General features: G+C 45.9%; 17 protein-coding genes. 12 read left to right on the plus strand and 5 right to left on the minus strand.

What is annotated here, in order from left to right; translation table 11 throughout:
* The first annotated feature begins 140 nt into the window (after window positions 1-140).
* The 4 genes from argC (at window position 141) to argH (ending at window position 5493) form a co-directional block, all read left to right on the plus strand.
* On the plus strand, window positions 141-1145 hold the full coding sequence (argC, locus tag AB6D58_RS07830) for an N-acetyl-gamma-glutamyl-phosphate reductase (RefSeq protein WP_372111368.1): 1005 nt from the start codon (window positions 141-143) through the stop codon (window positions 1143-1145).
* 12 nt (window positions 1146-1157) lie between these two features.
* Entirely contained in the window at window positions 1158-1946 is a 789-nt protein-coding gene (gene argB / locus AB6D58_RS07835; RefSeq protein WP_017063686.1) for an acetylglutamate kinase, read from the plus strand.
* A 113-nt stretch (window positions 1947-2059) separates the two neighbouring features.
* On the plus strand, window positions 2060-3271 hold the full coding sequence (locus AB6D58_RS07840) for an argininosuccinate synthase (protein WP_017061137.1): 1212 nt from the start codon (window positions 2060-2062) through the stop codon (window positions 3269-3271).
* Between the two features lie 347 nt (window positions 3272-3618).
* The gene (gene argH, locus AB6D58_RS07845) at window positions 3619-5493 is read left to right on the plus strand and encodes an argininosuccinate lyase (RefSeq protein WP_048659175.1); all 1875 of its coding nucleotides are present in this window, start codon (window positions 3619-3621) and stop codon (window positions 5491-5493) included.
* A gap of 255 nt (window positions 5494-5748) precedes the next feature.
* On the opposite strand, the gene AB6D58_RS07850 is transcribed toward argH, so the two are convergent.
* Window positions 5749-5997, minus strand: coding sequence for a DUF3624 domain-containing protein (locus tag AB6D58_RS07850; protein WP_372156918.1), 249 nt, complete (start codon window positions 5995-5997; stop codon window positions 5749-5751).
* Window positions 5998-6084: 87 nt separating this feature from the next.
* Between AB6D58_RS07850 and AB6D58_RS07855 the strand changes: the two genes are divergently transcribed.
* Window positions 6085-6432 (plus strand): RidA family protein, encoded by a 348-nt coding sequence (locus AB6D58_RS07855; RefSeq protein WP_004729674.1) that lies wholly within the window; start codon window positions 6085-6087, stop codon window positions 6430-6432.
* A gap of 324 nt (window positions 6433-6756) precedes the next feature.
* Here AB6D58_RS07855 and AB6D58_RS07860 read toward each other — a convergent pair whose 3' ends face one another.
* From AB6D58_RS07860 to AB6D58_RS07870, 3 genes are all read right to left on the minus strand, one after another.
* Window positions 6757-8223 carry a dihydrolipoyl dehydrogenase gene (locus AB6D58_RS07860; protein ID WP_102370803.1) on the minus strand — a complete coding sequence of 489 codons (1467 nt, stop codon included), beginning with the start codon at window positions 8221-8223 and terminating at the stop codon, window positions 6757-6759.
* 275 nt (window positions 8224-8498) lie between these two features.
* The gene (locus AB6D58_RS07865; protein WP_017061133.1) at window positions 8499-9227 is read right to left on the minus strand and encodes a glutathione peroxidase; all 729 of its coding nucleotides are present in this window, start codon (window positions 9225-9227) and stop codon (window positions 8499-8501) included.
* Window positions 9228-9271: 44 nt separating this feature from the next.
* Window positions 9272-9451 carry a hypothetical protein gene (locus AB6D58_RS07870; RefSeq protein ID WP_017096544.1) on the minus strand — a complete coding sequence of 60 codons (180 nt, stop codon included), beginning with the start codon at window positions 9449-9451 and terminating at the stop codon, window positions 9272-9274.
* Here AB6D58_RS07870 and oxyR point away from each other — a divergent pair.
* Complete coding sequence (oxyR, locus tag AB6D58_RS07875) at window positions 9450-10343, plus strand: DNA-binding transcriptional regulator OxyR (RefSeq protein ID WP_017061132.1); 894 nt, start codon at window positions 9450-9452, stop codon at window positions 10341-10343. The genes AB6D58_RS07870 and oxyR overlap by 2 nt on opposite strands.
* A 111-nt stretch (window positions 10344-10454) precedes the next feature.
* Here the strand turns inward: oxyR and AB6D58_RS07880 are convergent, their stop codons facing one another.
* The gene (locus AB6D58_RS07880) at window positions 10455-13016 is read right to left on the minus strand and encodes a penicillin-binding protein 1A (protein WP_032546261.1); all 2562 of its coding nucleotides are present in this window, start codon (window positions 13014-13016) and stop codon (window positions 10455-10457) included.
* A 151-nt stretch (window positions 13017-13167) separates the two neighbouring features.
* Between AB6D58_RS07880 and pilM the strand changes: the two genes are divergently transcribed.
* The 6 genes from pilM (at window position 13168) to aroK (ending at window position 18352) form a co-directional block, all read left to right on the plus strand.
* A complete protein-coding gene (gene pilM, locus AB6D58_RS07885) occupies window positions 13168-14193 on the plus strand; it encodes a type IV pilus assembly protein PilM (RefSeq protein WP_017061130.1) in 1026 nt (341 codons plus the stop codon).
* A complete protein-coding gene (locus AB6D58_RS07890; protein ID WP_372125056.1) occupies window positions 14177-14776 on the plus strand; it encodes a PilN domain-containing protein in 600 nt (199 codons plus the stop codon). Before pilM ends, AB6D58_RS07890 begins: the two co-directional genes overlap by 17 nt.
* Window positions 14769-15398 (plus strand): type 4a pilus biogenesis protein PilO, encoded by a 630-nt coding sequence (locus AB6D58_RS07895; RefSeq protein ID WP_017061128.1) that lies wholly within the window; start codon window positions 14769-14771, stop codon window positions 15396-15398. Before AB6D58_RS07890 ends, AB6D58_RS07895 begins: the two co-directional genes overlap by 8 nt.
* Window positions 15385-15903, plus strand: coding sequence for a pilus assembly protein PilP (locus tag AB6D58_RS07900; RefSeq protein WP_017063694.1), 519 nt, complete (start codon window positions 15385-15387; stop codon window positions 15901-15903). The genes AB6D58_RS07895 and AB6D58_RS07900 overlap by 14 nt, the downstream gene beginning before the upstream one ends.
* A gap of 35 nt (window positions 15904-15938) precedes the next feature.
* Entirely contained in the window at window positions 15939-17657 is a 1719-nt protein-coding gene (locus tag AB6D58_RS07905) for a type IV pilus secretin PilQ (RefSeq protein WP_032545762.1), read from the plus strand.
* Between the two features lie 176 nt (window positions 17658-17833).
* Window positions 17834-18352 carry a shikimate kinase AroK gene (gene aroK, locus AB6D58_RS07910; RefSeq protein WP_017061125.1) on the plus strand — a complete coding sequence of 173 codons (519 nt, stop codon included), beginning with the start codon at window positions 17834-17836 and terminating at the stop codon, window positions 18350-18352.
* The last annotated feature ends 7 nt before the right edge of the window (window positions 18353-18359 follow it).

Here is an 18359-nt window from a genome sequence, read left to right on the forward strand (position 1 = left end):
CTACTATTGACAGGAAAACCATAAGTCGGTAAAACACATATTAAATCATATTTAATGCATAAGAAATCAAATAAAGCTAAAAATCAAGTATGAATAGTCAAATTTGAAATGTAACTTACCTCAAAAATGGATGTGTTGAGATGTTGAAAACCACGATCATTGGCGCAAGCGGCTACACAGGAGCAGAACTGGCTCTAATGATAAACAGACACCCTGAGCTCACGCTATCAGGTTTATATGTCTCAGCCAATAGTGTAGACGCAGGTAAACCTATTGCGGCACTGCACGGTAAGTTAGCTGGTTTGATTGATATGCCAGTACAACCTTTAACAAATCCGGAAGAAGTAGCTAAACAGTCTGATGTGATTTTCTTAGCAACGGCACACGAGGTTAGTCACGACCTAGCGCCAATCTTTCTAGAGAACGATTGCCAAGTCTTCGACCTATCGGGAGCATTCAGAGTTAAAGGCGAAAACTTCTATCAAGAGTTTTACGGTTTTGAACATCAACACGAACAATGGCTAGACAAAGCGGCTTACGGTTTAGCGGAATGGAACGAACAAGAAATTAAAGAAGCTCAGCTTGTCGCTGTCGCGGGTTGTTACCCAACGGCATCACAACTGGCGATTAAACCTTTGGTTGAGGCCAAGTTACTGGATGAAACCCAATGGCCAGTGATTAACGCGACTAGCGGTGTGACTGGTGCAGGCCGCAAGGCGACGATGGTTAACAGCTTCTGCGAAGTAAGCCTGCAAGCTTATGGCGTCTTCAATCACCGTCATCAACCTGAAATGGCTGCACATTTAGGATGTGATGTGATTTTCACTCCACACCTCGGCAACTTTAAGCGCGGTATTTTAGCGACCATCACCATGAAACTGGCTGAAGGCGTGACAGAACAACAGATACAAGATGCCTTTGAACAAGCTTACCAAGGTAAACCAGCAGTGAGACTACTCGAAGAGACACTGCCAAGAATTCAAGATGTAGAACAGACACCTTTCTGCGACTTAGGTTGGAAGGTTCAAGGTCAACACATCATCGTTGTTTCAGCGATTGATAACTTATTAAAGGGTGCATCTAGCCAAGCGATGCAGTGTTTAAATTTACGTTATGGTTTTGCGCCATTAACTGCGTTAGTGTAAGGAAATCTAGATATGAGCCTTAATAATCAACCATTAATCATAAAGTTAGGTGGCGCAGCGCTATCTTGTGGTGAAACACTTAGCAAGTTATTTGGTGCTATCTCTGCTTACCAACAACAGGCACAACGACCAATCGTGATTGTTCACGGTGGCGGTTACCTTGTTGATGATTTGATGAATAAGTTGAATCTAGAAACCGTTAAGAAAGAAGGGCTACGTGTTACTCCTTATGATCAGATCCCAGTGATCGCTGGTGCATTAGCGGGCACGGCGAATAAATTACTTCAAGGTCAGGCAATTAAAGACGGTATCAATGCCGTTGGTTTAAGCCTAGCAGACGGTGGTTTATGCAAAGTGAGCGAACTGAACCCTGAACTGGGGGCGGTAGGAAAAGCGGAGCCGGGCGACTCAACCGTTCTGCAAGCGATTCTTAATGCGGGCGCACTGCCAATCATTAGCTCAATTGGTCTTACTGAGCAAGGTCAACTGATGAACGTCAATGCCGACCAAGCTGCGGTTGCCGTTGCGGGCGCACTTGATGCTGAACTGGTACTGCTTTCTGATGTAAGTGGTGTGTTGGATGGCAAAGGCCACCTCATTCCAAGTCTTAATCAACAGCAAGCCGATGACCTTATTGCCGGCAAAGTGATTACCGACGGCATGATCGTTAAGGTTCAAGCTGCACTAGAAGCCGCTAACGACCTTGGACGACCAATCGAAGTTGCCACTTGGCGATACCCAGAAAAGCTAACACAACTGTTTTCAGGTAAAAGCATAGGAACACAGTTTTTACCTCAGTAGGTCTCACAACGAGTCACTACTTAAAGAATTTAGACAAATTAAATAAACATATAATTATGAAGTCATTTCCAACGCTGACCGCCATGTGCAGTATGGAAACTAGGAGAAAGAAAATGAGCAAAGTTAACGTAAAGAAAGTTGTAGTAGCCTACTCTGGCGGTCTAGACACATCAGTAATCATTCCATGGTTGAAAGAGAACTATGACTGTGAAGTGGTTGCGTTTGTTGCGGATGTTGGTCAAGGCGACGAAGAGTTGATTGGTATCGAAGAGAAAGCAAAAGCTTCTGGTGCATCTGAGTGTTACATCGCAGACCTTAAAGAAGAGATGGTTGCTGACTACATCTACCCAACGCTGAAAACGGGCGCTTACTACGAAGGTAAATACCTACTAGGTACGTCGATGGCGCGTCCAATCATCGCGAAAGCACAGGTTGAAGTCGCACGTAAAGTAGGTGCAGACGCACTGTGTCACGGCTGTACTGGTAAAGGTAATGACCAAGTTCGTTTTGAAGGCGCATTTGCTGCACTAGCACCTGATCTACACGTAATTGCACCATGGCGTGAATGGGATCTAGTGAGTCGTGAAGAGTGTCTAGATTACCTGGCTGAGCGTAACATCCCTTGTACGGCTTCTCTTACTAAGATTTACTCGCGTGATGCAAACGCATGGCACATCTCAACAGAAGGCGGCGTTCTAGAAAACACATGGAATGCACCTAACGAAGATTGCTGGGCTTGGACTGTAGACCCTGAGCAAGCGCCAAACGAATCTGAAACAGTGACATTGAAAGTTGAAAAAGGCGAAGTGGTAGCGGTAGATGGTGAAACAATGACGCCATACAACGCACTGGTTTACCTAAATGAGAAAGGCGCTAAGCACGGTGTTGGTCGTATCGATATCGTAGAGAACCGTCTTGTTGGTATGAAGTCTCGTGGTTGTTACGAAACTCCGGGTGGCACAATCATGATGGAAGCACTGCGCGCAGTAGAGCAACTGGTTCTTGATAAAGCGGCATTCGAATTCCGTGAAGAGCTGGGTGTTAAAGCTTCTCACCTTGTATACGACGGTCGTTGGTTCACTCCACTGTGTAAGTCAATCCTTGCAGCGACAGAAGAGCTAGCACAAGACGTGAATGGTGAAGTGGTTATCAAACTTTACAAAGGCCATGCAACGGTGACTCAGAAGCGTTCTGACAACAGCCTGTACTCAGAAGAGTTTGCAACCTTTGGTGAAGATGAAGTTTACGACCAAAGCCACGCTGAAGGCTTCATCCGTCTTTACTCTCTATCAAGCCGTATCCGTGCTCTGAATAGCCAAAAGTAATGCTAACAATGAGTTAGTGAACTAGCCTTTAGCGAAAGGTTGAAGGCCAGTAAACAGACATGATTATGCAAAGCCCATTCACTATTGATTAGTGAGTGGGCTTTTTACTTTCTAATCGTCTAATAAATCAGCTTCGGTTTTTACTATGTGATGGCATATAATTCGCGCTCCACGCTGAAAATAATCAATGGATTCAATTTGCGGTGAATAAATATGTGAAAATAATGAATTAATACTTTATTTTCATTTTGAATTGCCGTAAGTTTAAACCATCAGAAAAATACTGAATCTTAATCAGAATTATCATTTGCAAAAACAGTGAGCACTGTGCAATTAGGAGATACACAATGGCATTATGGGGCGGTAGATTTACCCAAGCAGCAGACACCCGGTTCAAAGATTTTAACGATTCTCTTCGTTTTGATTACCGATTGGCTGAGCAAGACATTGTGGGCTCAATTGCCTGGTCTAAAGCTCTACTGTCGGTCAACGTATTAACAGAAGAAGAGCAACAGAAGCTTGAGTTAGCGCTGAATGAGCTAAAACTTGAGGTGATGGAAGATCCTGAACAGATTCTACGTTCTGATGCAGAAGATATTCACAGCTGGGTTGAGCAACAACTTATCGGCAAAGTCGGTGACTTGGGTAAAAAGCTTCACACGGGACGTTCTCGTAATGACCAAGTGGCGACCGATCTGAAACTATGGTGCCGTCAGCAAGGTAACCAACTACTGCTAGCGCTTGATCGTCTGCAGAGCCAAATGGTGAACGTTGCCTCTCAGCATCAAGAAACCGTGCTGCCTGGCTACACTCACTTACAACGTGCTCAGCCGGTAACTTTTGCTCATTGGTGCTTGGCTTACGTTGAAATGCTTGAGCGTGATTATTCACGTTTGAATGATGCGATTAAGCGTCTAGATACATGTCCGCTGGGTTCTGGTGCCCTTGCAGGAACTGCTTACCCGATGGACCGTGAAGAGTTAGCTCACAACTTAGGTTTCCGTCGTGCAACGCGCAACTCTCTAGATTCAGTCTCTGACCGTGACCATGTGATGGAGCTAATGTCGATTGCTTCTATCTCTATGCTTCACCTTTCGCGTCTTGCAGAAGATATGATTTTCTACAACTCAGGTGAATCGAACTTCATCGAGTTAGCGGATACAGTGACGTCAGGTTCATCTCTGATGCCACAAAAGAAAAACCCGGATGCGCTAGAACTTATCCGTGGCAAAACGGGCCGTGTATATGGTTCATTAGCAGCAATGATGATGACAGTGAAAGCTCTGCCTTTGGCGTACAACAAAGACATGCAAGAAGATAAAGAGGGTTTATTCGACGCTTTAGACACTTGGAATGACTGTATGGAAATGGCTGCTCTTTGTTTTGACGGCATTAAAGTGAACGGCGAACGTACACTTGAAGCAGCGAAACAAGGCTACGCGAACTCAACAGAGCTGGCTGATTACCTAGTAGCGAAAGGGATTCCTTTCCGTGAAGCTCACCACATTGTTGGTGTAACAGTCGTCGCGGCGATTGCTAAAGGCTGTGCACTAGAAGAATTAACCATCGCAGAGATGAAAGAGTTCTCTGAGGTGATTGAAGAGGATGTGTATGACATCCTGACCATTGAATCGTGTCTTGAAAAACGTAGCGCGCTAGGTGGTGTATCTCCACAGCAAGTGGCTTACGCGGTTGACCAAGCTGAGAAACGTTTGGCGCAGCGTGATACTTCCATCGTCAAGGTTCGTCCTGCTCGTTTGACTGACATTGAAGCATTGGAAGGCATGGTGGCTTACTGGGCGAACATGGGTGAAAACCTGCCTCGCTCTCGTAATGAACTGGTGCGTGATATTGGTTCGTTTGCGGTCGCAGAACATCATGGTGAGGTGACAGGTTGTGCATCGCTCTATGTGTATGACTCTGGCTTAGCGGAAATACGTTCACTGGGTGTCGAAGCTGGCTGGCAAGGTCAAGGGCAGGGTACCGCAATTGTGCAGCACTTGGTTGAGAAAGCGCGACAAATGGCCATCAAGAAGGTGTTTGTGCTGACTCGTACTCCAGAGTTCTTTATGAAGCATGATTTCTTACCAACATCGAAATCTCTGCTGCCTGAGAAGGTACTGAAAGATTGTGACCAGTGTCCTCGTCAACATGCGTGTGATGAAGTGGCATTGGAAGTGAACTTGGTAGAGCAGATAATTGCTAAGGTTAATGTTGCATAAGGCATTGATTTTATAGCTCCTAAAAAAAAGATCAAAAATCTGATCTTTTTTGGGAACAAACTAAGAAAAGCCCGGTCTATTAAAGTACCACTGCTTTTTCTTAGAATTTTCTAAGAAAGCCCTAGAATCGATTGGTTCTGGGGCTTTTTTCTATCTGCTGTTCGGGAGATGACAATAGCTCGAAAATTATGATGAATTATCGGATTGTTTAGCCCTGTCTCTAATCACTACTCTTTATCCAATAAAGACTTCCAGCTAACGTTTTTTGCCCTTTAACGGTAGCACCACAAACTTCATGACCCAATGCAACGACAGCAAGCCACTGAACGCGAAAGCGGCCATCATCAACGCGATGGCATTGATGGTTTTTGGGTCTTCTCTGAAAAACAGCCACCATACTCCCCAACTCAAAATCGACAACACCATCAGCTGATTCATGCAACGCTGGCAGCGACCGAGTTTGTTACGGATTTTTTCACTTTTATGGCAATGAATGCATGTCATCTTGGGTTTGATTCGCGTTATGCTTGTTGCCCTGATAATAACACGTCACAAGATATTGGATCACGGTGACACAGAGAGAGAAAGTCGATGATTGAGCGCCAAGAAACCAAGCAACGTATGAGCCGTATTGTTAAACACAACGGTACTATCTACCTATGTGGCCAAGTTTGTGCTGATGCAACTAAAGACATCACTGAACAAACTCAAACCATGTTAGATAAAGTAGAAGCGCTACTTGAGCAAGCAGGCAGCGACAAAGAGCACATGCTGTCAGCAACGATTTACTTGAAAGACATGAAAGACTTCCAAGAAATGAATGCAGTGTGGGATGCATGGGTACCAGAAGGTCACGCTCCAGCTCGCGCATGTGTGACTGGCGACATGGCTCGCGAAGCGCTACTTGTTGAGATCTCTGTGATTGCTGCTGAGAAGTAATTGCTTAAAGCTTTTAGTGACGCAATGGCTTCAAGAGATTCCAGATACCTCGTCCCTCGGTTCTGGAATGACGAGTTTAGTTTTGGTTTAGCTGATGCGTCACTTTGGTCTGCTTCAGCTTAGATGCGTTTTTAAAACGACCATCACACTGATTGGCTTCGGCTCAGATGTGCGTTAAAAGTTACGTCATTCCCGTTAGCGACGAAGGAGCGTAATCGGGAATCTATAGTTTGCTCGTTGCCAAAAACAAAAAGGAAAGCCAATGGCTTTCCTTTTTAGTATCTAACGTTTGTTAACTGCTAATTGACTGGCGCTAGTCTGAGATTAACAGCCCGGGCCACAATCCAGGCAGTGTTTCACCATCTCTGGGCCTAGGTGCAGTTTCGCATTCAGGTCACGTAGGGCAGTTCGTACACCCTCTTCGATTACTGGGTGGTAGAACGGCATGTCTAGCATCTCAGAAACCGTCATCTTGTTCTGGTGTGCCCATGCTAACAAGTGAGCCAAGTGTTCTGCGTTTGGTCCCATCATCTCAGCACCAAGGAAGCGGCCTGTACCTTGCTCGCCGTATACGTGCAGAATACCTTTGTTGCGCAGCATCACTCGAGAACGACCTTGGTTTTCGAAAGACACTTCACCCGTTGCGAAACAGCCACATGTGCCCAAGCGTGTGGTGATCTCTTTGTAGGTTTCACCAACCATCGCGATTTGCGGGTCAGAGAATACTGCCGAGATTTTAGAGCGGCGTAGGCCTGCACGAATCTCTGGGAAGCGACCTGCATTGTCACCCGCAATACGAGCTTGGTCTGCTGCTTCATGCAGTAGAGGCAGTTGGTTACTCGCATCACCAGCGATAAATATTGATGGTAGTGATGTTTGTAGCGTGTAGTGGTCTGCGATTGGCACACCACGTTCATCAAGCTCTAGAGAGGTATTCTCTAAGCCAAGCTTGTCAGTGTTAGGGCGACGACCTGTTGCTGCTAGTACGTATTCAACGACGTTAGTTTCTAATTCACCTTGTTTATTGATGAACTGGATTTCGACACGTGGCTCACCCGATTCAGTGGTAATGCGCTTCATGCTTTCGATTTTCACGTCGGCATCGAGATAGAACTCTTCATTGAAAGCTTTATCTGCATAAGCCATGATCTCTGGATCAGTTACTGGGCCAACTTGACCACCCAAACCGAACAGTTTGGTCTTCACACCTAAGCGGTGCAGTGACTGACCAAGCTCAAGACCAATAACACCAGGGCCAAATACCGCAACCGATTCTGGTAAATCATCCCAGCTGAACACGTCGTCGTTAATGATCAGGCGATCGCCAAGCTCATTCCAAACGGCAGGGTATGCAGGGCGAGAACCGGTCGCGATAACAATACGCTTAGCGGTGACAACCGTGTGGTCATCAATTTGTAGCGTGTTATCGTCTAAGAATTTTGCGTAACCAGAGATCTTGTCTTGCTCTGGGATTTCATCAACGCCTTCTAAAACAAAACCAACAAAACGGTCACGCTCAAACTTCACTCGCTCCATCACTTCACGACCGTTAATCACGATATCGCCTTGTGGGTGAACGCCAAAAGCCGGAGCTTTCTCGATTTGGTGTACGCTTTCTGCAGCTGCAATAAGCAGTTTAGATGGCATACAACCAACGCGAGCACAGGTAGTACCGTAAGGGCCGCCTTCAATCATCACGACACTGTCAGTGTGTGCTTTTGCAGCGCGGTAAGAACCTAGACCTGCCGTACCGCCCCCGATAACTGCCACATCTACATTGACTTGTTTCATAATAATTTTCTCGCAATGGCTGAATTTAGTTTGAACGACCCCCTCCAACTCTGGTGATTTTTTTGAGAGTCAGGATAACGGGTCAGTTTTGTGATTCTGTTTTATTAGGTTTAGCTTGTGACTCTGCTTTTATTGCTAACTATAGGTTAGTAAAAGACAGGCGAGTCACCAGCTATATTCTTTTTCCCAAAACTCAGATAAGAGTGTTTGGAATAGCTAACCCACAAGAGGGTGGGTTAGCTGATACTTCTAAGCCTATATCGGCGATGAAGCGATTAGCCTAGGAAAGTTTCTAGTTCTTCACTACCACCGATGTGTTTGCCACCGATGAATACTTGAGGAACGGTAGTGCGACCAGAGATTGCACGTAGGCTTACTGTTGTTGCATCTTTACCTAGAACCACTTCTTCGTAGTTCAGACCTTTGTCGATTAGGTTCTGTTTCGCTTTCATACAGAAAGGACAACCTGGCTTAGTGAATACTGTGATTGACTCTTGCTCTTTGTGCTCAGGAGCAAGGTAGTTAAGCATAGTATCTGCATCAGAAACCTTGAACGGGTCGCCTGGTACGTCTTCTTCGATGAACATTTTTTCTACCACGCCGTTTTTAACCAGCATGCTGTAGCGCCATGAACGTTTGCCGAAGCCGATGTCGTTTTTCTCAACTAGCATACCCATGCCGTCTGTGAAATCACCGTTACCATCTGGGATGAATGTGATGTTTTCCGCTTCTTGGTCTGCTTTCCAAGCGTTCATTACGAATGTGTCGTTTACTGAAACACACAGAATGTCATCAACACCGTTTTCTTTGAATACAGAGTGTAGCTCGTTGTAACGAGGTAGGTGGCTTGACGAACATGTTGGCGTAAACGCACCTGGTAGGCTGAATACGATAACTGTCTTGTCTTTGAATAGCTCTTCAGTAGTTACGTTAACCCATGCATCACCTTGGCGAGTTGGGAATGTTACTTGAGGGATTGATTGACCTTCTTTAGATGCAAACATATTGATTTCCTTAAATAGTATTTTTAATTTTGTTCTATCAGAGCTTAACGTTTTTCTTCGCTCTGTTTCGTTTCGTTGAGCCCATTATTAGATAAATCCTTTGATAGCTCTAATCGTTTGATGTTATGGTTTTGATAGGTAAATTCTATCAAGAGCATTTTTCTTTTAAATGTTTCTATTAGAACCCTTGTTCTTATTAAAACCTGAGGTAAGAGACTGATCATGAACATTCGTGACTTTGAATACTTGGTGGCGCTCGCAGAGCATAAACACTTCCGAAAAGCGGCAGAAGCGTGCTTTGTCAGTCAGCCGACACTAAGCGGTCAAATACGCAAACTCGAAGATGAAATTGGACTTCAGTTAACCGAGCGTAGTCCAAGGAAGGTAATATTTACAGAATCAGGGTTACAACTTGTTGAACAAGCCAAGCGTATTCTCAATGAAGTGAAAACTTTTAAAGATATGGCGAGTGGACACGGTGAAGCGATGACGGGGCCAATGCACATTGGTTTTATTCCAACCGTGGGTCCTTACATCTTGCCTAAGATTGTTCCTCATCTAAAAGAGAGCTTCCCAGATCTTGAGCTTTACCTGCATGAAGCTCAGACCCATCAGTTAGTGAGTCAACTTGAAGACGGCAAGCTTGATTGCTTGGTACTGGCTGCGGTTGATGAAACGGCGGTGTTTAAAGAGATTGATGTGTATGACGAGCCGTTAAGTGTTGCCGTTCCATGTGACCACGAGTGGGCTCAACAAGACACTGTCGATATGCTGCAGCTAAATGGACAAACCGTACTGGCGCTAGGTGACGGTCACTGTTTAAGAGACCAAGCCTTGGGTTTCTGTTTTGCTGCGGGTGCCAAAGATGACGAGCGCTTTAAGGCAACCAGCTTAGAAACGCTGCGTAACATGGTCGCGGCGGGGGCGGGCATTACCTTGCTACCTCAGTTATCGGTGCCAAAGGAAAAGCAGAAAGATGGTGTGTGTTACGTACCTGCGGTGAATCCAACACCTTCACGTCGAATTGTCGTGGCTTATCGTCCGGGCTCTCCATTGAAGGGACGTTTCGAGCAACTGGCTGAGACGATTCGAACTCAACTGGAGAAGACGGCTTAGCGCTTGAATTTAGAGCCTAGTCTGGTCAGATATAGATATAAAAAAAGGGTTGATATGAATGCATATCAACCCTTTTTGTTGGTTCATGTTACTAGGTTCTACAAACCTTAGTTAGAACAGTTCTTCTACTGCTTCACCTGATGAGGTTGAGTAGATGTCATCATTGAAACGTTCAGTGATGTACTCGGTTGGCTCTGTGCCTTTCTCGAAGTACTCGAACATTGATGAGCTATCGAACTTGTTGGTCAGTAAGCCAGTTTCTCGGTCGATACGAACACGGACGATGTTCTCAGGAATCTCTTTACGCTCAGCAGGAACACCCGCTAACGCCGTACCCATGAAATCAACCCATGCAGGTTCTGCTGTTTTCGCGCCAGCTTCTGCACCCGTAATTTGGTTCTTACCAAGATTTGAGTTCGCTTTGGTTCTGCCTAGGTTGCGGTTGTGGTTATCAAAACCAACCCATACCGTTGCAACCATGCCAGGGCCGTAACCGCTGTACCAAGTATCTTTCGAATCGTTGGTGGTACCCGTTTTTCCGCCAATGTCACGACGCTTCAACGGCTGTGCACGCCAACCTGTACCGTTCCAACCCGTACCTGCGCTCCAATCACCGCCACCCCAGATGTTGCTGTACATCATTTCACGAACAAGGAATGCGTTCTGTTCAGAGATAACTTGAGGTGCGTATTGTACTTTGGCATCCACATCTTGCTCTGCAAACTCATCAGCCATTGGGTCTGAGGTCATTTGCTGTTGGCAATCGTCTTTACAAACCACTTTTGGTGTCGCTTCAAATTCAGTCTCACCAAATGGTGTCTCAATGCGGCTGATGTAGAAAGGTTCAACGTAGTAGCCGCCATTAGCGAATACTGAGTAACCTTGAGCTACTTTCATTGGCGTTAAGCTACCCGCACCCAGAGCAATGGTTTCAGAGCGCGGAACTTCATCAATATCAAAGCCAAATCGAGTTAGGTAGTTACGAGTATCATCTAGACCTACTTCGCGCAGTACACGTACCGCCATTACGTTTTTAGACTGAGCTAAGCCAATACGTAAACGAGTTGGACCCACGTAAGTCGGTGGCGAGTTCTTTGGTCGCCATGCGGTACCTTGGCTCTTATCCCATTGGTTAATCGGTGCATCGTTGATCAGTGAGGCTAGCGTTAAGCCTTTCTCAATCGCTGCTGAGTAGATAAAGGGTTTGATACCAGAACCCACCTGACGAATAGATTGCGTTGCACGGTTGAACTTGTTGTGGACAAAGTTAAAGCCACCGACCATCGACAATACCGCGCCGTTGTTCGGGTTCATTGCAACAAATGCTGTGTTCGCATTCGGTACTTGGCTTAGTCGCCATACAATCGGTGTTTCTGATTCTGCAGTCGCTGACTCTTCTGTCGGCTCTTCAGAGACTTCATCGCCGGTAACGGCTTCATGGCGAACCCAGATTTGTTCACCAACCGCCAGAATTTCTTTCGCTTGAGAAGGCGCTGGTCCTTGGCGGTTATCCGTTAGGAATTTACGCGCCCAGTTCATGCCTTGCCATTCGATAGTGCCTTCACCTTGGTTCTTAACCCAAATTTGAGCACTTTTCGAATCAACCGCGGTAACAACAGCAGGGACTAGGTCACCATAGGTTGGTTGAGACTTAAGGTGTTTAACGATTTGTTCTTGATCCCACGCTGATTGCGCAGTCTGCCACAATACTTTTTCAGCACCACGGTAGCCGTGACGCTCATCGTAGCCAAGTAGGTTCTTAATTGCGGCTTGGTTCGCTGCTTTTTGCAGTTTCGAATCAACGGTCGTGTAGACCTTCATGCCTGATGTATAAGCTTCTTCACCATAGCGTTCCACCATCCAAGCACGTGCAACTTCAGCAACATATGGCGCGCTCAGTTCGATCTCTGCACCGTGGTATTTCGAGATAAGCTCTTCGCTACGAGCGTCATCGAACTCTGCTTGAGTGATGTATTTCTCGTCTAACATACGACGCAATACAACGTTACGACGGTTAGTCGCGCGCTCAACAGAGTAAATAGGGTTCATTGTCGAAGGTGCCTTTGGCATACCCGCAAGGGTCGCAATTTCACTCAGCGTGAGATCAGGAAGATCTTTACCGAAGTAAACACGTGCTGCCGCGCCAAAACCATACGAACGGTGACCAAGGAAGATCTTGTTGACGTAAAGCTCCATGATCTCTTCTTTACTAAGAAGTTGCTCAATGTGGATCGCAATGAAGATCTCTTTGATCTTACGCATGATCTTTTTCTCATTAGATAAGAAGAAGTTACGCGCAAGCTGCTGAGTAATGGTACTAGCACCTTGTTTGGCTGAACCCGACATTGCAACCACGAGTGCTGCACGTGTGATACCGATTGGGTCAATACCTGGGTGTTCATAGAAACGGCTATCTTCGGTGGCAATCAGAGCCTCAACTAAGTGGCGAGGAATCTCGTCATAAGTGACTGGATTACGACGCTTTTCACCAAATTGAGAGATCAGCTTACCGTCTTGACTGAAGACTTGCATCGGCGTTTGGAGTTCTACGTCGCGCAAAGTGGCAACATCAGGCAACTCTGGTTTTACGTAAAAATAAAACCCGAAAATTGTACTGACTCCAAGAATCATGCAAATCAATGTAAATATGAATAATCGCTTTATGAACTTCACCGGATAATCCCTGATTAGTTAAGGCTGATAAGCAGCAAACCCTTGTACTCTAGGCTAAAAACTTAGCTTTCGTTTATTAACGCTTATTTAACTAATAATCACAACCCCTAGATAATCAACGAAATGCTTGGCACTTCAGGAGCTAGGTCACATGGGTTCATCATTAATTACAGGTATAGATATAAATCATCACAGCATCAAAGCCGTGGTACTAAAACCCGTGGGGGAGTTGTATGCCCTAGTGGGATACAAAGAGCTGCCGATTTCGGACGACATTTTTACAGCTAACCATACTTTGGAGTATCAGAAAACTGTTAAGAAACTTAAAGAACTTAGGAAAGGACTGCCTTTTGGCTGTCGCAACGTCGCCATTTCGGTACCTGATAACACGGTGATCAGCAAAGTACTGCAAATAGAGAGTGAGTTAGAAGACAGAGAAAAAGAGTTTTCTATCTATCAAACCTTCGCCCATCAATCTCCCTTTCCTATCGAGGAGCTGAGTTTAGATTTTGTAAAGCTGGAAGACAAACGATTTGGTAAAGGTTCGACAAGCAGTTATCAGGTATACGCCACTCGTAAAGAAGTTGTGGATAGCCGAGCGGATGCATTAACCAAGGCTGGCTTCAAACCTGTGGTGGTGGATACACAGGCGCATGGGCTACTTAATATCTGGCAATTGGCCTCGCGCCTGTATCCCGATAAGAAAAACTGGTTGCTAGTGGATGTTGGAATCGACCAAACCTCGCTAGGGGTTATCCCGCAGAATTCGGCGCCTTTCTATAAAGACATCGCCTTTGGCACTCAAGATCTTCGCAGCTCAGATGACCCGAGTGATATCGAGAGCGTGTTCGGTACTATGGAAGAGACACATCAATTCATTGTTAACCTGATTGAGAAGCTCAAGCGTCAATTGCAGCTCTATTCATCGGGAAATGCGCAGCAACCTATCTCAGGGATTTGGTTGATGGGCGAGGGCGCCAGCATCCCTATGGTAACCGAAGAGCTAGAACGCCATTTTCAGTTGAGCTGCGAGTCATTGAATCCTTTGTCTTTATTTGAGAATAAGGTCGCCAAGAGACGCCGACTGCCGATTGACTGGCAACACTTTGGTATCGCGGCGGGTATGGCGATGAGTGGGCTCAAGTGGCAGGGAGAGAAGCATGTTGCATCAAATTAACCTGCTGCCGTGGCGTGATGAGATTCGTGCTCAGCACAAGAAGCGTTTTATCCATCTGGTCATTCTTGGCGTCATCATTGCGCTTATAGGGCAATGGGCGGTTGGTCACTATTTTCACGATCAACAAGCCAAGCAGCAAGCTCGCCTCAATTACCTCAATCAGTACATTGCTGAGCTCGACCGACAAATTCAGTCGTTAAAAGTCGCAGAGCAAGAACACAAAGCCATTCTGACTCGACTTGATGTGGTTGAGTCGCTGCAGCTTGGCCGTAATAAGACCACCGACTTCATGAACTTGATGCCGGAGCTGATTCCAGAGGGTGTCTATGTCGACAAGATAAAGATGAATGGTCAGGAGATTGAAATGTCGGGCATCAGCGACAGCACTGCTCGTCTCGCCACCATGTTGGACAACCTCGAACGTTCAGATTCTTTGAAAGGGGTCGAGATGCACTCTATCGTTCATAACCGCAAGCGCTTCAATAAAGAGTTTCAGACCTTCAAGGTCTCTTTTGTGTTTAGCCCTGCGTCTTTAGAAAACACAACCGCGAGCAGAAAAGATAAGGGGGCGCATCATGGCTAACCTTCAAAATAGGATTAGTAGGCAAAACAGAATGAGCTTGCAAGATCTCGATGTTGATGAGATCACCGAATGGCCATTGTTGCCTCAGCTTCTCGTGATTCTGGTGTTGATGGTGTTAATCCAAGGTGTTGGCACTTGGCTGTATCTGCTGCCGCTCGACGAGGAACTGAAACAGATGAAGCAACAGGAGCAGACCTTAAAAACGACCTTGAGGATAAAGGCGAATAAGGTTGCAGCCTTGCCTAAGTTGCAGAGCCAGTTGGATGAGCTAACTAGTCGCTACGATTATCTATTAGAGCAGCTGCCCGTTCAAAAGGAGTTAGCGAGCATGTTGGCCTCCGTGAATGAGCTCGGCTTGGATAACTCGCTGACCTTCACACGAATCGATTGGGGGCAAAAGCAGAATAAGGAGTTTCTCTATCGATTGCCTCTCAATATAGAGCTGACAGGTGACTATCACGAGATTGGTGACTTCTCTGCTGCCATCGCCAAGCTGCCGCGTATTATTAGCTTTGATGATGTGAATTGGCAGCGAGTCAGTCAAGAAAGTAGCACGCTGCACTTTAGGGTTCGAGCTTATACCTACCAGTTTAAATCGGAGGTTAATGATGAAACCCAATAGCGCGTTTTACTCAATCGTATTGATGCTTGCGTTGTCAGGCTGCAAAGCTAATCAAGACTCACTGCAAGATTTTGTGGCGCAGGTTGAAGCCAAGGCGAGAAAAGATGTCGAGCAACTTGTCCCAGCAACTGAATTCACGGCGGCGACTTATCAGCGCCGATCTTTGCGTCCTCCCTTTGAACTGCCTAAAGAAGCCATTGTGCAAAACCAACCCTTGGTTAAGAAAGACTGTTGGCAACCCAGCGCCCGTTCTCGTAATGGCAAGTTAGAGAAGTACCCGCTGAGTAAGCTTCGTTTAAGAGGCGTGATGGGCAGTGGCTCAAGCGTGTTTGGCTTAGTGCAAACACCCAAAGGCAACGTGGTAAACGTCAAGAAAGGCCAGTTTATCGGCTTAAACAATGGCCGAGTTACTAAGGTGACGAGCCAATACGTTCAGATTAATGAAACTCTTCCAGATGGCTTAGGTTGTTGGCATAAGCGCAACGTTAGGCTGGCTCTGAAGTAAACCAATGTCACATGATGTGGATATGAGATGTAAATATGATTAAAGGAATAAGTGGATTAGTGAGCAAGGCTCTACAAGGTTTTGCTGTGTCTGTGATGTTGGTTGTTAGCGTGCTCAGCCATGCCGAGAGCTTACCGAACAAATTGGAGAATATTGATTTTAGGGTCAATAAGGATAAAGACGCCGTCATCATTATTGAGCTGGCGACCAGCACAGCAGTGGTGGATGTTCAACGAGCTCAGGAAGGGTTAAGTATCGAGCTAATCAATACTCAAGTTGATGATGACAAGCTCTACCTGCTGGATGTGAAGGATTTCGCTACCTTGGTTGAAGGCATTGAAGTCTATAAAGAGACACCAAGCACTCGGCTTCTAGCGACGATTAGCAATGACTATCAGTATGAATACAACCTAAAGGGGCGCTTTATTGAGGTGGTGATCAGCAAACCGGTGCTCGATGAAGCGACCAAAGAAAAAAGCGTTCTAGAGAAAGAGGGCAAGCTGATATCGATTAACTTCCAGGATATCCCGGTACGAAATGTCCTGCAACTGATTGCCGATTACAACGACTTCAATCTCGTGGTGTCTGATTCGGTAGCCGGAAACCTGACGTTACGCTTAGATGGCGTACCTTGGCAGCAAGTTCTCGACATTATCTTGCAAGTTAAAGGCTTGGATAAGCGTGTTGATGGCAATGTTATCTTGGTCGCGCCGAAAGCGGAGCTCGACCTTCGAGAGCAACAAGCGTTAGAGAAATCGCGCTTAGAAGAGGAGTTAGGGGAGCTTAAATCGGAAATCATCAAGATTAACTTTGCTAAAGCCACCGACATCGCTGACATGATTGGAGGTGAAGGTGCGGTCAGCATGTTGTCCGATCGTGGTTCGATTACCATTGATGAGCGCACCAACTCACTGCTCATTCGTGAATTGGAAGAAAACATTGCCGTGATCCGAGGCATCATTGAATCGTTAGACATTCCCGTGAAGCAGGTACAGATAGAGGCGCGTATTGTCACGGTTACTGAGGGTAATCTTGATGAGCTTGGCGTGCGCTGGGGCGTTTCCTCAACCAACGGAAGCTTCACCGTTGGTGGCTCAATCGAAGGTAACCACCCATCAGCGATTACGCCGTATGACGACGATAGCGGCAGCAGCGTGATTGATGACTATCTCAACGTCAATTTAGGGGCAACATCGCCGAACGCCTCGAGTATTGCGTTTCAGGTGGCCAAACTGGGTTCAGATACCTTACTCGATCTTGAACTGTCGGCACTGCAACAAGAGTCAAAAGCTGAAATCATTTCTAGTCCACGCTTAATCACCACCAATAAAAAGCCGGCTTATATTGAGCAAGGTACTGAAATTCCTTACTTAGAGTCATCTTCAAGTGGCGCTACGTCGGTTGCATTTAAGAAAGCCGTGTTGAGTCTTAAGGTGACACCGCAGATCACGCCCGATAATCGTTTGGTATTGGATTTGAGCGTGACTCAAGATAGGCCAGGGCAAGTGGTAAAAACTGGAACCGGTGAAGCGGTCGCCATTGATACGCAAAGAATAGGTACGCAAGTGCTTGTTAATAATGGTGAAACTGTCGTGCTTGGCGGGATATTTCAGCACAGCGTGAGCAGTACAGTGGATAAAGTTCCTCTGTTGGGGGACCTGCCAGTTTTGGGCGCATTGTTCCGTCGCAGCTATGAAAATGTGGGTAAAAGTGAACTACTTATTTTTGTCACACCCAAAGTTGTGATTCAGTAATGAACAATTAGATTAAAAATAAAGTTGCATTAGTGGCACCTAACCTTGATAATTTCGGGTCTTATCACGAATTATCTGTGAGGAATCGGTGCCACGGGCCTTTTAATTTCAGTACTTGTACTGACCTACCTTGTGGCGATGTCATTGAATTAACGTTGTAAATTACTGCTAAAAACATGGCTGAGAAACGCAATATTTTTCTTGTTGGCCCAATGGGCGCCGGCAAAAGTACAATTGGTAGACACCTAGCTTCCCAACTTCATATGGAGTTTCTAGACTCTGACACTGTGATCGAAGAGCGCACTGGCGCAGACATCGCATGGGTTTTTGATGTTGAGGGCGAAGAAGGTTTCCGTAAGCGCGAAGAATCTGTAATCAATGATCTGACAGAAGAACAAGGTATTGTTCTTGCGACAGGTGGTGGTTCAGTGTTGAGCAAAGAAAACCGTAACCGTCTATCTGCACGAGGCATTGTTGTATACCTAGAGACAACAATTGAAAAGCAACTTGCTCGCACTAACCGCGACAAGAAACGCCCTCTACTTCAAACAGACAACCCGCGTGATGTGCTAGAAGATCTAGCTGTATCTCGCAACGCACTATACGAAGAAGTGGCGGACTACACAGTTCGTACTGACGACCAAAGTGCAAAAGTGGTAGCCAACCAGATCGTAAAAATGCTAGAAGAACGTTAAGTTCATT

The sequence above is a fragment of the Vibrio sp. 10N.239.312.D08 genome, assembly GCF_041466145.1.
GTDB classification, from domain to species: Bacteria; Pseudomonadota; Gammaproteobacteria; order Enterobacterales; family Vibrionaceae; genus Vibrio; species Vibrio crassostreae_C.